Annotated in this window: 10 protein-coding genes; 1 reads left to right on the top strand and 9 read right to left on the bottom strand. The window is 43.3% G+C overall.

Annotation, left to right across the window (positions count from 1 at the left end):
- The first annotated feature begins 67 nt into the window (after positions 1 to 67).
- Positions 68 to 583, top strand: a complete 516-nt coding sequence (gene fabA / locus A3712_RS08835) for a bifunctional 3-hydroxydecanoyl-ACP dehydratase/trans-2-decenoyl-ACP isomerase (protein WP_004742305.1) — start codon at positions 68 to 70, stop codon at positions 581 to 583.
- Positions 584 to 830: 247 nt separating this feature from the next.
- On the opposite strand, the gene rmf is transcribed toward fabA, so the two are convergent.
- From rmf to A3712_RS26645, 9 genes are all read right to left on the bottom strand, one after another.
- Positions 831 to 1,004, bottom strand: coding sequence for a ribosome modulation factor (rmf, locus tag A3712_RS08830; protein ID WP_004742306.1), 174 nt, complete (start codon positions 1,002 to 1,004; stop codon positions 831 to 833).
- 163 nt (positions 1,005 to 1,167) lie between these two features.
- A complete protein-coding gene (locus A3712_RS08825) occupies positions 1,168 to 2,910 on the bottom strand; it encodes a DUF3466 family protein (protein WP_063523123.1) in 1,743 nt (580 codons plus the stop codon).
- A gap of 9 nt (positions 2,911 to 2,919) precedes the next feature.
- On the bottom strand, positions 2,920 to 4,836 hold the full coding sequence (locus A3712_RS08820; protein ID WP_063523122.1) for an ABC transporter ATP-binding protein: 1,917 nt from the start codon (positions 4,834 to 4,836) through the stop codon (positions 2,920 to 2,922).
- Positions 4,814 to 5,074, bottom strand: coding sequence for a glutaredoxin family protein (locus A3712_RS08815; RefSeq protein ID WP_082856206.1), 261 nt, complete (start codon positions 5,072 to 5,074; stop codon positions 4,814 to 4,816). The genes A3712_RS08820 and A3712_RS08815 overlap by 23 nt, the downstream gene beginning before the upstream one ends.
- A 25-nt stretch (positions 5,075 to 5,099) precedes the next feature.
- Complete coding sequence (gene rlmKL, locus A3712_RS08810; RefSeq protein ID WP_063523120.1) at positions 5,100 to 7,220, bottom strand: bifunctional 23S rRNA (guanine(2069)-N(7))-methyltransferase RlmK/23S rRNA (guanine(2445)-N(2))-methyltransferase RlmL; 2,121 nt, start codon at positions 7,218 to 7,220, stop codon at positions 5,100 to 5,102.
- A 507-nt stretch (positions 7,221 to 7,727) separates the two neighbouring features.
- Complete coding sequence (locus tag A3712_RS08805; RefSeq protein ID WP_008221983.1) at positions 7,728 to 8,279, bottom strand: cell division protein ZapC; 552 nt, start codon at positions 8,277 to 8,279, stop codon at positions 7,728 to 7,730.
- A 220-nt stretch (positions 8,280 to 8,499) separates the two neighbouring features.
- Positions 8,500 to 9,510, bottom strand: coding sequence for a quinone-dependent dihydroorotate dehydrogenase (gene pyrD / locus A3712_RS08800; RefSeq protein WP_063523119.1), 1,011 nt, complete (start codon positions 9,508 to 9,510; stop codon positions 8,500 to 8,502).
- A gap of 299 nt (positions 9,511 to 9,809) precedes the next feature.
- Entirely contained in the window at positions 9,810 to 14,651 is a 4,842-nt protein-coding gene (locus A3712_RS08795; RefSeq protein ID WP_063523118.1) for an NAD-glutamate dehydrogenase, read from the bottom strand.
- A 228-nt stretch (positions 14,652 to 14,879) separates the two neighbouring features.
- Positions 14,880 to 15,098: a DUF2835 domain-containing protein gene (locus tag A3712_RS26645; protein ID WP_082856205.1), complete on the bottom strand. Its 219-nt coding sequence runs from the start codon at positions 15,096 to 15,098 to the stop codon at positions 14,880 to 14,882.
- Positions 15,099 to 15,136 lie beyond the last annotated feature (38 nt).

Raw genomic sequence — 15,136 nt, 5'->3', positions numbered from 1 at the left:
TGATCGGACTTGTTTAGCGTACACCTGTTCACTAAGATGCACCTATCAAAAATCGGAGTAATTGATAATGCAAAACAAACGTGATTCTTACACTCGCGAAGAGCTTCTAGCCTCAAGCCAAGGCGAACTATGGCCACAAGGTCCTCAACTACCAGCACCAAACATGTTGATGATGGACCGCATCACTAAAATGTCTGAGACTGAAGGTGATTTCGGTAAAGGTTTGGTTCTTGCTGAGCTCGATATTACTCCTGACCTATGGTTCTTTGATTGTCACTTCCCTGGTGACCCTGTAATGCCAGGGTGCCTAGGTCTAGACGCTATGTGGCAACTGGTTGGTTTCTACCTTGGTTGGGTTGGCGGAGAAGGTAAAGGCCGTGCTCTAGGTGTTGGTGAAGTTAAATTTACTGGTCAAATCCTACCTACAGCGAAAAAAGTAACATACGAGATCCACATGAAGCGCGTTGTTAACCGTCGTCTAGTTATGGGCCTTGCAGACGGCCGTGTACTTGTTGACGGCAAAGAGATCTATGTTGCTAAAGATTTGAAAGTTGGCCTTTTCCAAGATACGTCAGCATTCTGATTGAATAGCTAGATTGAAATAAAGCAGCCATTGGCTGCTTTATTTTTGTCTTCGAGATGTTTAGTTATAGTGCATCAATACCAATTTTTAAAATACGAATATGCCAAATCCACCAGCATTGAATGATACTTCAATACCATAGAAACATTGCTCTCTGCAGTTGCAAACTTTACCTTACCCTAAAACTAACAAGGCCCCATTGCATTTAAAACAATGAAGCCCTGATCTTGAATTCGTTACGCTCTATCTACTTGTAGAGACCTGCTTGTTTATCATCTCTGGCATCTCGCCAGCCACCTAACCAATAAGACCGAGAATCCATTTGGCTGTATGGGCAAGCTTCTTGTGACCTACCATTTAAACCAGCTTTATAGCCTTGAGATTGTGCTCGTTCTAGTCGATCACGCTTTTGTCTCTTCATAGTGCAGTCCTCATACGGGTATTTCGATTTTTCTAACATACAATGATTACAACTTTGCGGAGTTTTTGTGACTCCAAACTTAAGAATTGACCAAGTTATCAATTTTCTCAAGGCGAAAAAAAGCCCGAGTTCAGAATTGTGAACTCGGGCTCAAGAGAAAAAATTATTCAAATTTTCTACGGAACCCTAACAGACCAAGTACGGTCAAAGTTAACCAACCTAGGCTACCACCTTGACGGTCAACCTTATCTGAGTCGGCACTACGAGTTTGAATATCAGCTTTAGTTGCACCAGCAATAGGTACAAGCTTAACCGCTACCACCTCTTCTACTGCATTAGATGACGCGCCACCACAATATGAGTTGTGAGACGTTGAATCGAACGCTTGTTCCTTGTCTCCTCTACCATCTCCATTGGTGTCGATCATACACTTGATCGCAGTCGCTGAGATTACACCAGCATCGTTGATGTCCGTTGCGTCAATGATTCTAAACTTGTTGTTTTCACCAGAGGCATCACCATCATTGGTCAGATCATCTAGCCACCAAGCTTTGCCATCAAACAGAGCAACTCTTGATGTGTCTGTACCAATCGCATTATACGGATAGATAAAACCACGATGTCTACGTTCACTACCATCAACTTCACGAGTCGTTTCAGCATCGATCTGGCCTACAAATTCATTGTAGTTATTTACCGCTTTAGCTTCACCACTAGAACCTTCAAAGAAGATACCACCAGTTAAAAACTCCGCTTTAGGAGATGCAGCATTTTCAACAACAAAGATCTTATTACCTGCACTGCCTTTTTCTGGCACGTAACCATTGCGTTTGGCATAACCAACTGCGAACAAGTTGTCGTTAATATCAGTCGCAACGGAGTTACTGTATCTCGCATCATCGCGAGACGAGCCTGACTTAGCTTCTGCGCCACTAACCTGCTTAGTTGTCCATGTCGCACTTGTTAGAGCTAACGAATCACTCACAAAAACACTGGCATTCATGTCTTGTAGGTCACCACTACCATCGGCTGTATTATAGCCAACACCGTAAAATCGAGAACCTGATTCAACTATTGAACGCATACTTCCTTGGGCAAAATAATCCCCCTGCTGAGCATTACCACTTCGAATCCAATCGATTTCTTTTGTTGTAGTACCGTCCCAAATCGCAGCTTTTGAGCTAAACGTCGTATCTGAAGTATCAGTGTCGGGACCTTCTACAGATACACTACCTACGTTGTAAACAGTGCCGTTACTCGCCTTGATCGCTCTCCATGCACGCGTTTCAGAAGTGCCATCTGGTGCAACACCTTCAGTATAAAGTGCATTGTTACGGATAGCACCTTCCGACTTAATACCTAATGGTTTAGCATCATTATCTAAAGAGTTTATAGCAGTATTACGACTCTCAAATGTTATAAATGTGGGCTTATCATCTACAATTCCATCTTCGACAAAGGCTTTGGCATTAACATGAGTAAGATCATTTCTTTCCTTACTCCAAGTTGCCCAACGCTTTTCAGCCCAGCTGTCACAAGTTGAGTATCTAAGCTCTCGGTAACAGTAGTTTTTAAAGTCGTCACTTTCTTGAATGTATTGGAACGGAGCATCCATAGCAAACGGCACTTCTTCGCGATAGCTTACCGCTTCAAGCGTATTGCGAGTTTCACCAGCAAGTTTGAATGTGGTGTCAGCACAGTTTGTTGCCGCTGAGTCAAAACATCCTAGTGCAAGGTCATTCATTCCGTCGGTAGCACTGCCAGGCTGGATTGCTACACCGAAGATTTCAGATGCACCGGTAATCGAAGGCGTTACTTCAACTACCTTATAGAGCGCAGCGTTGGCATTAGTTGCAGCTAGAACAAGGGATGCAACTGTTGTTAATTTAAATTTAGTACAAGTCATTATTACTTCTTAACTTTCCTGTTGTAGTGCCTCGAGCTCTTCCCAGCGCTCAAATGCAACTTCAAGCTCCTGCTCTGTAGCAGTTAGCTTATCTAAAACTGGCTGTGTCTGCTCTACAGATTTCGAAAAGAAGTTTGGATCGTTAACTTCTTCCTGAAGAGCTTCAATTTGTGTTTCCAATTCTTCTAAACGTTGTGGTAACGCTTCTAGTTCTCGCTGTAGCTTATACGATAACTTCTTAGGTTTAGCTTTAACTGGTGCAGTTTTGGGAGTTTCCTCAACTACTTTCGCTGGCTTTGATGGCTTTTCAACCTGTCGGTATTCAAGTGCCTGCTTTCTTTGTTGTTGAGCATCGTGGTAGCCACCAACAAATTCTTCAATCACGCCGTTGCCTTCGAAGATCCAACTTGTCATCACTGTATTATCAACAAACTGACGATCGTGGCTTACTAAAAGAAGCGTACCCTGATAGTTGGCAAGCAAATCTTCTAAAAGTTCCAAAGTTTCGATATCTAGATCGTTGGTTGGCTCATCGAGAATCAGCAAATTGTTCGATTTAAGGAAAATACGAGCTAATAACAGGCGGTTTTTCTCACCACCGGACAACGCTTTAACAGGCGTACGAGCACGTTTAGGCGAGAATAAGAAATCTTGTAAGTAGCTAAGCGCATGACGCTCACGGCCACCTACTGTTACTTCTTGCTTACCATCCGCTAGGTTATCGATAACCGATTTCTCTGGGTCAAGGATTTCACGGTATTGGTCAAAGTAAGCCACTTCAAGTTTCGTACCGCAATGCAGACGACCTGAATCAGGTTTTAGTTGATCAAGAAGCAACTTAAGAACCGTACTCTTACCACAACCATTCGGACCAATCAGTGCAATACGATCGCCACGCATGATGTTGAAGCTGAAGTCTTTAACGATCTGTTTGCCTTCGAAGCCAAAGTTAATGTTCTCAGCTTCAAATACAATCTTACCTGAGCGCTGTGCGTCATCGATTTGAATAACCGCTTTGCCCTGCACTTCACGACGATTCAAACGCTCTTCACGTAGCTTCTTAAGCGCACGAACGCGACCTTCGTTACGAGTACGACGAGCTTTGATGCCCTGACGAATCCATACTTCTTCCTGAGCGAGCTTTTTATCGAATTCAGCGTTCTGCATCTCTTCAACACGAAGCGCTTCTTCTTTCTCAACTAGATAATTTTCGTAGTCACCAGGGAAAGAACTCAGCTTACCGCGATCAAGATCTACGATACGTGTTGCCATCGATTTAATGAATGCACGGTCGTGCGAAATAAAGATGATTGAGCCACGAAAATCTTTCAGGAAGCCTTCTAACCATTCGATAGTAGCAACATCCAGGTGGTTAGTAGGTTCGTCGAGTAAAAGCACGTCAGGGTCGCACACAAGCGCTCGAGCAAGGGCTGCTTTACGTTGCCAACCACCAGATAAATCTGTCAGCTTAGTTTCAGCTGTCAGCTTTAAAACACCTAAAACATTGGTTACACGGTCTTCAAAACGCCATGCATTAGCGTGATCCAACTGTTCTTGTACACGAGTAAGGCGATTTAGATTCTTTTCACTAGGGTCGGTTGCGATCAGATCAAGAAGATCATGATAGATCTTTAGCTGCTCACCAATCTCAGCAAGGCCACCAGCCACATAATCATAAACTGTGCCTTCTTCGTTACGCGGCGGATCTTGTTCCAAGCGAGACACAACTACATCTTGCGTGATTTGCATCTTGCCGTCGTCCATGATGATGCTGCCAGAAAGCACTTTCATCAACGTAGACTTACCGGCACCATTGCGCCCTACTAAACAAACACGCTCATTTTCTTGCAGAGCGAAGTCTGCACGGTCTAATAATGGGTGGTCGCCAAATGCTAGCTGCCCATTATGAATTGTAAGTAATGCCATTCTTCTTTAACCAATCATTAAGTTCTAACAAGCCAAATGGCCAGTTGAGCTCTGAGTGTTGAGAACCGTCAGAGCTTTCAAATTTGAGCACCGGAATAGTGACCCCGTAACGGGGAAAGAGCTCATCATCGAATGCAATATCAACAATATTGACATGACGGCTAATGTTCAACTGTTCCGTGAGTTGGAATGCCATCTCACATAGATGGCACCCTTCTGTACTGTATAGAGTCAGCACTATATATCCTTATACGATCTCTTGATTACTTGTGTGTAATCAACCAGCAGTTATGAATATGCTTATTACGAGAGAAGTCTAGAGGCAGTGTTTTAGAAGAGATATTCTGAGCTTTAAGGTCCAGTTCTTCTAATGCTTCTAAATCCATTTTGAAGTGACGTTTATTGTTAGAGAAAACAATCGTACCTTCTTCACGAAGCAGACGCTTTAGGTTCTCCATTAGCTGGATATGATCGCGTTGAACATCGAAAGATTGATCCATACGCTTCGAGTTTGAAAACGTTGGTGGATCAATGAAGATCAGGTCGTACGAGCCTTTCTCTTTAGCTAACCATTGTAAGCAGTCAGCTTGAACAAATTGATGTTGACGACCGACACGGCCGTTAAGCTCCATGTTCTCTTTCGCCCACTCTAAGTAGGTATTAGACATATCGACAGTAGTCGTAGAGCGTGCGCCACCCACAGCAGCGTGTACAGATGCACTACCTGTATAAGCAAACAGGTTTAGGAAATCCTTACCTGCCGCCATTTCACCGATACGACGACGAGTAATCTTATGATCAAGGAATAAACCTGTATCTAGGTAGTCGTGAAGGTTAACAATCAGCTTAACTCCGTACTCGTTTACTTCTAGGTTCGATGAATCTTGAGAAAGCTTCTGGTATTGAGAGCGGCCTTTTTGCTTCTGACGAACTTTCAGCACAACGTTATTGGCTTCAACGCCGGTCACTTGAATAGAAGCACGGATGATATCAGTTAGACGACGTTTTGCTTTCTCTTCCGGTACATCTTTAGGTGCAGCGTATTCTTGAATCACAAGGTGACCTGGGTATACGTCAATCGCTACATTGTATTCTGGTAAGTCTGCATCATAGATACGGTAACAATCTAATTGCTCTTTCTTAGCCCACTTGCCAATTTTGCCGATGTTCTTATTAAGACGGTTCGCGAAATCAGGTGCAATCTGCTGCTCTTGCTGATCTATTTGGCGCTCTGACATCGGACGATCAGAAATTGAGTAGTTCTTTTGGTGACAAGGTAACGCACCGTTATTCAATTTGAACTGTTTGTCTGCACGCATACGCAAACAGCTTAGAAGCTCGTCTGAGCTAGAGAAGATAGATGCGTTGCAACCACCAAACTCAGCTTTTAGCTGTGCACCAAATGCGGTGTAAAGTGCAATCAAGCCAGGCTCTGTACCTAGACGCTCACCATAAGGTGGGTTTGATACAACCACGCCATTGTCGAATTCAGCAGGACGCTTAACAAGTGCAGCATCACCTACTTCAAATTGAATTAAGTCTTCAACACCAGCACGACGCGCATTGTCACGTGCAGTCTTGATCATTCGCTCGTCGTTATCATAACCGTAGAACTTGCACTCTACTTTCTTAACACCACGGCGACCTTGAACATTCGCTTCTGACTTAACTTCAGCCCATAGCTCTGGTTGAAAATCTTCTAAAGATTCGAAACACCATTTCTGACGCTTAACACCTGGAGCCATATTCGCAGCCATCATTGCCGCTTCAATCACAAGCGTACCTGAACCACACATCGGGTCTAAAAAAGGTTTTGTTGCGTCCCAGCCACTACGAAGAAGAATCGCTGCAGCAAGAGTTTCGCGCAATGGTGCGCGACCTGATTCAGGACGGTAACCACGCTGGTGAAGACCGCTGCCGACCATATCAAGGCCAAGAATCGCTTTGTCACGGTGTAAACGAACGTGAATGCGAACATCTGGGTTTTCTTTGCTAATAGAAGGACGAGGTAATGACTTCTTCTCGAAGCAATCAACGATAGCGTCTTTCACTTTCATCGCGCCATATTGGCTGTTGCGGATTTCGCGGTTAGTACCATTAAAATCAACCACAAAACGCTTAGAGCTATGGAATTGATTAACCCAGTTAACCGCAGTGGTCGATAGATACAAATCCATGTCGTCCTGACAAGTGAATTCAGAAAGGACACGTACAAATCGAGAAGCCAAACGACTCCACAAACAACAACGATAGATTTGCTCATTGGTCGCTTTGAATTTAACACCTGCCTGAACAGGTTTTGCGTTTGTAATCCCTAGTTGGGTTAGTTCTTCAACTAATAAATTCTCAAGGCCGTTTGAGGTAACCGCTAGATATTGATTCATAGTGTTCTTTTATTGATAAAAATGAGCTCGATTATACCTGATTTTGTTACCAGAGCATCACTCTAAACTCGTCTTTTCATTGAATCTTTCTACTAACTGGCCAGCAAACACTCAGCACTGAAGCGATCGCTTACCCACATCCCCTTAAAACATAAGACCTAACGAACTCACTCGTTCAACATCCAACTTCCGAGTAATTCGCCTTTGTGAATTTATATTCACACCAAATCTGGTATATACCAAGATAAAAATAAGAGTGGAATTTAGCTACAAAAGGACAAAAACAGGGAATAAATATGGGTAAACTACACTTTTGGGGAAGTAAACAAGGTGGAATTAAGATAAAAAAATCGTCTTAACTTCACTATTTTGGTGGTTAATGAGTGATGCATTTATCAGGATGAGGTTTTTTAGGCACAAAAAAATCGGCTATTAAGCCGATTATTTGGAAGGTTTGATAAGGATTTTCGCTGCTACGTATGGCCGAAATGATGTATTAAATTTGAGTTAGCCAACCATCGCAATATGGTGAGATTGATGCAGAATCGCGTTAGCATCAAGCATTCTATCGTGCATCACCTTGATCGAGTCACCAAAGCGTAATCCCTTTGAAGGAGTCAGTAGGAACTCTTCTAGGTCTACAAATGCACATAAGCTCGCACACTCGCCCACTTCTAACACGATGAAGTAACCAAGGCTATGCTCGTTATTCATTTGTACAATATCCCCTTCCTGAGGATACTCATGTCCTGCACCTTGAGGTGCGAAGAACCAACTCTTTGGTTGTACAGGCTTGTGGAAACGCTTCGCAGCCACGCAGTAAAGCGCAAGTTCTGCTTGGCGAGGCTCAGATAGCTCTAAGCCAGAAATTTGTTCTTTGAAGGTTTGGTATGAGGATGCGTCATCAACGGTGAATTCATTATCTCGAAACGCGCAGTCCACCAGCTTATTGCGGACCAGATTCGTTTTGAAAATCATATCCTCTCCGAGGTTTAGCATTAATGAACATTGCTGCTCATCGTAATACCAACTCCATGTATCGCTAGGTTTAAGCATCATTTCGTCTCACACTGTTGAACCATTCCATTAGGTAAAACGCAAATTACCTTCAATTGCACTAATTTTACTGAGCAATAGGCAAAAAAAAAGAGGAAATGAATTCCTCTTTCTTAACGCTTTTCTCTACAACTCAGGGAGTTACAGTGTCTCTTTTAGTAAGACGATGTCAGTTTATAGATACTTCTGAGATTGATGTTCTATAACGACCATAGTTTGTAAACTACAGGTTTTTGACAATGTCAGCTACAAGGCGTGGCCCCTTGTAGATAAAACCAGAGTAAACTTGAACAAGCTTAGCACCTGCCATCATTTTCTCTTTTGCAGCAACATAAGAGTCAACGCCACCTACCCCGATGATCGGCAGTTGGTCACCTAGCTCTTGGTGAAGTTTACGAACTACTTCAGTGCTACGAGATTGAACTGGACGTCCACTTAGGCCACCCGCTTCGTCGCAGTGTTTCATGCCTTCGACAATTGAACGATCCAAAGTCGTGTTTGTTGCGATCACACCATCGATCTTATTTTTGATCAATGATTCGCAAATTTGGCTGATTTCATCATCACTTAGATCCGGAGCAATCTTAAGAGCTAGCGGAACATACTTACCATGCTTATCTTTTAGTTCTGCTTGTTTTGCCTTAAGTTCAGACAGCAAATCATCGAGTGCTTCACCATATTGTAGAGAACGTAGCCCTGGTGTGTTTGGTGAAGAGATATTTACTGCAATGTAACCCGCGTATTGATATACCTTCTCCATACAGATCAAGTAGTCTTCTGCACCCTTTTCAATTGGCGTGTCCTTGTTTTTACCGATGTTGATACCTAAGATGCCGTCGTAGTTTGACTTCTTAACATTCTCAACCAGGTTATCTACACCTAGGTTATTGAAACCCATTCGGTTGATGATACCTTCAGCTTCAACAAGGCGGAATAAACGAGGTTTATCGTTACCTTCTTGTGGGCGTGGCGTAACAGTTCCTACTTCTACAAAGCCAAAACCCATTGCGCCAAATGCATCAATACATTCGCCGTTCTTATCTAGGCCAGCCGCTAGGCCAACTGGGTTTTTGAAAGTGAGACCCATGCACTCTACAGGTCGGTGAGGTAATTGTTGGCGATACAAAAGATCAATAGGTGTGCCAGTAAAGCGCTTGAAGTTTTGAATTGCGAGATCATGTGCCTTTTCGGCATCAAGTTGGAAAAAGCCAGTTCTGGCTAGACGGTAAAGCATTGTGCCTCCGATAGAAAAAAGCCCCGTGTAAACGGGGCGATATTATTTACTTATTTCCCCAACTATTCAATCTATTACTGGCTGTAAGGGAAAGATAATCGAGTTTGCTAACAAATGAGCTTCTTTATTAAGCAAACGTTATCGTATATTGAGCATATCGAGTACCTCTACTTCACTTTCCAACGAATCACTTTACTCCACAGTGAATTGACCAACACTTTCAAAGCATAAACAAATCGCCCCCCAAAACAAAAAAGGCAGACCAAATGGCCTGCCCTTTATTACTGTCTATCTAATCGTTAGTCTTTAGACATGCAGTTTAGATTCAGTAGCATCAATTCACGTAACGCAACTGAGAACTTAGCAAACTCATGCACAGAACCCACTTTGAATTCGTTCAGGATGCTTTCCCAGCGGTGTAGAGAAACAGAGTTACTTTCCATCCACTCATCGAGCGCTTTAATCACATCAAGATCTGAGCCACAACCACAGTTAAGTACCTGACCCGTTAGCTGGCGTTGTTGCCAATCCAGATCTTCTCTGAATGCAGCACGTGCCAATGCTTGCCAGTTGTTATCGACTGCTTGACCATTGATTTGCTTCAAGAACCAGTGCAGAGACAAACGGTCGCCCAGATTGAAGTAAAGTTTAGACGCTTGTTGCACTGTTTTACCCGTTTCACGAGCTACTGTGGATATATCCAGTGCTGAGTACAAGCTAGACAGACGCGCAACTGAATTCGCTAATTCAGTGGTTACGCCTTGCTCAATCCATACTTGAGCCATTGCTTGATGCTCTTCTACTTCTGCAGCAACTAAATTTTCATCCAGTTTCTCAGTAATCGCTACTACATCGCCTTGGTAAAGTTCAACTAGTGCTTTCACAGATTGCTTGCCAGTACGGTTTCTTAGCAACCAACGAGTCAAACGGCGCAGTGTACGACGTACGTGGTACAGCAACTCATATTGAGCCTGTGAGCTAGAGATATTATCCAATTCACGGATGCTCTTCAGCACTTGACCCAAACCATAGATTTCACGTGATGCCGCGTAAGCATTGGCAATATCGACAATGTTTGCGCCCGTCTCTTCTTGCAGACGAGTGATGAAGTTACAACCCATCTCGTTAACCATTTGGTTAGCAAGTGCAGTAGCAATGATCTCTGCACGCAGTGGATGGTTATCCATGTGTTGAGAGTAGTTACGGCGTAACTCAGTTGGGAAATATTGCATCAATTGTTGGGCATGGAACTCATCATTCGCAATATCGTCGCTCACAAGATCTTCTTTCAGAACCATCTTACCGTAAGCGATCAATACAGATAGCTCTGGTCGTGTCAGACCTTGACCTTGCTTCTCACGCTCTAACAGAGTTTCGTCATCTGGGATGTATTCTAGGCCACGATCCAGATACCCTGCTTTCTCCATTGTATGAATGAAGCGGATTTGTTCTTTAACTAAACTCACACCCTGATGTTCAGTCACCGAGATAGACTCAGCTTGGCAATACGCGTCATCAAGTACAATCTCACCAACTTCATCTTCCATAGATTCTAGAACTTGGTTACGTTGCTTAACCGTTAGATCACCATTAGACACCAAGCCATTCAAGAAGATCTTAATGTTCACTTCGTTATCTGAACAGTCAACACCACCCACGTTATCAACAAAGTCTGTGTTCACTCGGCCGCCGGTAAGCGCATATTCAATACGACCCAATTGAGTCATACCCAAGTTACCGCCTTCTCCCACAACTTTTGCTTTCAAATCGCCGCCATTGATACGCAACACGTCGTTAGCACGGTCGCCAACATCAGTGTGAGTTTCATTTGAAGACTTAACGTAAGTACCAATACCACCATTCCAAAGTAGATCGACTTCCATAGATAAGATCGCTTTGATCAAATCATTTGGCGCCATTGATGCTTTCTTGGTACCCAGCATTTTCTGAATTTCAGGCGTTAGAGAGATAGACTTCGCTCGACGAGAGAAGATGCCGCCACCCTGAGAAATCAGTTCTTTGTTGTAATCTTCCCAGCTTGAACGAGGTAAATTGAACAAACGATCACGCTCTACCCAGCTTGATGCTGAATCTGGATTCGGATCAATGAAGATGTGCATGTGGTTAAATGCCGCTTGTAGACGGATGTGCTTAGATAGCAGCATACCATTACCAAATACGTCACCTGCCATATCACCAACACCGATAGCAGTGAAGTCTGTAGTCTGGCAGTTAATACCCATTTCACGGAAGTGACGCTTAACCGATTCCCAGCCACCTTTCGCTGTAATACCCATCGCTTTGTGGTCGTAGCCGTTAGAGCCACCCGAAGCAAATGCATCACCTAACCAGAAGTTGTACTCTTCAGATACTGAGTTCGCTAAGTCAGAGAACGTTGCTGTACCTTTATCTGCTGCTACAACCAAGTACGGGTCATCTTCATCATGGCGAACCACATTCTTAGGCGGGATAACCTCACCTTCAATGATGTTGTCTGATACGTCTAGTAGTGCACGGATGAAGCGCTTGTAACAGCGTTGACCTTCAGCAAAGATTTCATCACGGCCAGACATAGTGTGCTGACGTTTACAAACGAAACCACCTTTTGCACCCACAGGTACAATTACCGTGTTCTTAACTTGTTGTGCTTTAACTAGGCCCAGAATCTCGGTACGGAAATCTTCTTGACGGTCAGACCAACGAAGACCACCACGAGCCACTTTACCACCACGTAGGTGAACACCTTCAATATCTGGTGCGTATACGAAGATCTCAAACGCAGGCACTGGAGCCGGGATATCTGGAATCTCGCTTGGCCTCATTTTCAGAGCCAACCAAGGTTTAGCTTGCTTGTTCTCGTCTACTTGGTAATAGTTAGTACGTAGCGTTGCAGTGATCATCTCCATGTAGCGACGAATAATACGATCATCATCCAAGCTTTCTACATGATCGAGCTGCTCAGTGATCTTCTTAATAAGATCTTGTTGTCCCTTGGCGCTGCCCCTCAGTTTAGGATCAAAACGCTTACCAAATAAGCTGACTAGACCTTTAGCTAGATCTGGGTAATGAGACAAGGTGTCTTCAATGTATTGTTGACTGAATGGGAAACCAACTTGACGCATGTAACGAGCATAAGCACGCAAAATTGAAATTTCACGACCAGCTAGACCAGCACCTAGTACCAAACGGTTAAAGCCATCGCTGTCTAATTCACCAGCCCAGATTGCTGCAAATGCTTGTTGGAACAGATCACGAGCTTCGCGAAGATCAATCGTTTGGTCGCTCTTATGAAGCATAGAGAAATCTAAGATCCAATAAGTAGTACCGTTAGTCTTACGAACTTCATATGGTGATTCACCGATAACGCGCAGACCAAAGTTTTCAAGCATTGGCATCACATCAGAAAGGTGAATTGGCTCTGCACTGTGGTAGAACAGTTTTAAGCGTACTGCTTTCGAGTCTGCAGCTTCTTCCTGAGGACGGTAGAAAAGCATACCAAGTTTGTTATCTTCACTCAGTGCTTCTAAACGCTCAATATCTGCAACAGCAGAACCTGGCATCATGTCTTCTTTGTACGAACGTGGGAATGCACGCATGTACTCTTTCGACAATGGAAGACCTTTGCTCTCACCGAAGTTTGCAATGATTGATTCAGATAAGCGGTCATCCCACGTAGACGATACTTCCATTAAGTTTTGCTCGATTGTTTTCACGTCCACATCCATGTTGTTGTTATCAACACGAACAATATAGTGTGTTCTTGCCAGAGGGCTTTCAGAGAAATACGTTGTAAATTCAACTTCTTCTTCACAGCCAAAGTATTGCTTCAAGATTCGCTGAGTTTGGCGACGAAGCTCGGTGTTGTAACGATCTTTTGTTACGTAAACCATACAGCTAAAGAAACGGCCAAACGGGTCTTTGCGTACAAACAAACGCAAAAGATCACGATCTTGCATTTGTACTACACCGGTACCTACTTCAAGTAACTCTTCTTCTCGAGCTTGAAGCAGTTCATCACGTGGGTAGTTTTCAAGAATGTTGTGCAGCGCTTTGTATGAGTATGAACCTTCACGGTAACCACTTGCATCCAAGATTCGTTCTACTTTCTCACGAACTAGAGGAATGGTTTCAACGGCTTGGTTATAAACTGCAGAGGTGTAAAGACCAGTAAAGCGATGCTCACCAATAACCTTACCACTCTTATCGAACTTCTTGATACCGATGTAATCATTGTAAGCTGGGCGGTGAATGCGTGAAGCCGTGTTGCCCTTTGTTACGATAAGTACATACGGCTTTTTTGCTTCTAAACGCGCCGAATCAGAAAACTCAGACAACTTAACGTTACGTACACGATCTGAATTCGCAAACAAACCAAGACCTTGCTCCTTGGTCGGTTGCAGCTCTGTATCGCCGTTAACTGAAACTAGGTCATATTCCTTATAACCCATAAAGGTAAAGTTGTGTTCACCTAACCAACGAAGAAACGCCAACGTCTCATCAAAACGTTGGCCATCTACTGGAATGCTTTCTTTTTGCTGTTCAACTTGGTCAGTGACTTCTTTCAGCTTTTCAACCATCGTTAACCAGTCGTTAACCACTAGGCTAGTGTCAGTGAAAATGTCTAGAAGCTCTGTCTTAAGTGCCGTCATTTCTGCTTTGCTACTTAGACGGTCAACCTCGATATGGAACAAAGATTGGAAAACACCTTCACCACTGCTCACACCCACTACACTTCCCGAATCAGAACGAGAGATTTGCGTTGGGTTATGCAGCATAAGGTGAGAAGAAAGGTCTAGGCGAGTCAATGCCATTTTTACAGAATCAACAAGGAAAGGACTGTCCGGTACTACTATCTCCACGATAGTGTGAGTGGACTGCCAACCTTGACGACTTACTGTAGGGTTGAAAACGCGTACCGAGATTTCGTCGGCTTTCTTTTCGTTGATGTGGTGCCATAAACTAACTACAGCACCATATAAATCGGATTCATTTCTCTGAGTCAGGTCGTCATGAGAAACGTTACTAAACAAGTGTTGAGCAAGTTGAGTTACGAGAGGTCGATGAGCAAGGTCAAGTTTGTCTTGAATCAGCTTGTAAACTTTTTCAAGTAAAACTGGAACCACAGTTTCACGTGCGGTCATAGTCACACTCCACAATTAGAATTGTATTTTATTATTAGGGGTATCACTTAATCTGTTGTTTGAATTACGCCGTTGAGCGCTTGTCTATTAACGAGTTAAGCAAAGGTAATGCATTGGCTTATTGTAAAAGCATTATTGAAAAATGGTTAATTGTTTTAACTGTGGTAGGAGGTGAAATGTTTGATTATGTGATTAAGATTCCTTTTAACTCACCAGGCATGCCAAGCTTTACAGAGCTTCCAACTTGATAAACTTATTTTTTTGGTCAGTTGTCAGCCTAAATTGCCCTCTAACCCCTATTTGTGTAAGAAAAGGTCTGAATCGAGTTGCAGGTAACTGTATGCGCAATCCTGTTGTTGTTATTACTTGAACTTGACTTGCTGCACCCGAATAACTGGTCAAAAATTGCTGATATGAGATGTTGAGTTGGAAAATATAGTGATTCATACGATACCTGTATAAATGTACAGATCCAGTTTTTTTTG

The organism is Vibrio sp. HI00D65 (assembly GCF_001635455.1).
Lineage (GTDB): Bacteria > Pseudomonadota > Gammaproteobacteria > Enterobacterales > Vibrionaceae > Vibrio.
The sequence above is the reverse complement of the archived record's forward strand: the minus strand, read 5'-3'. Positions and strand labels throughout refer to the sequence as shown.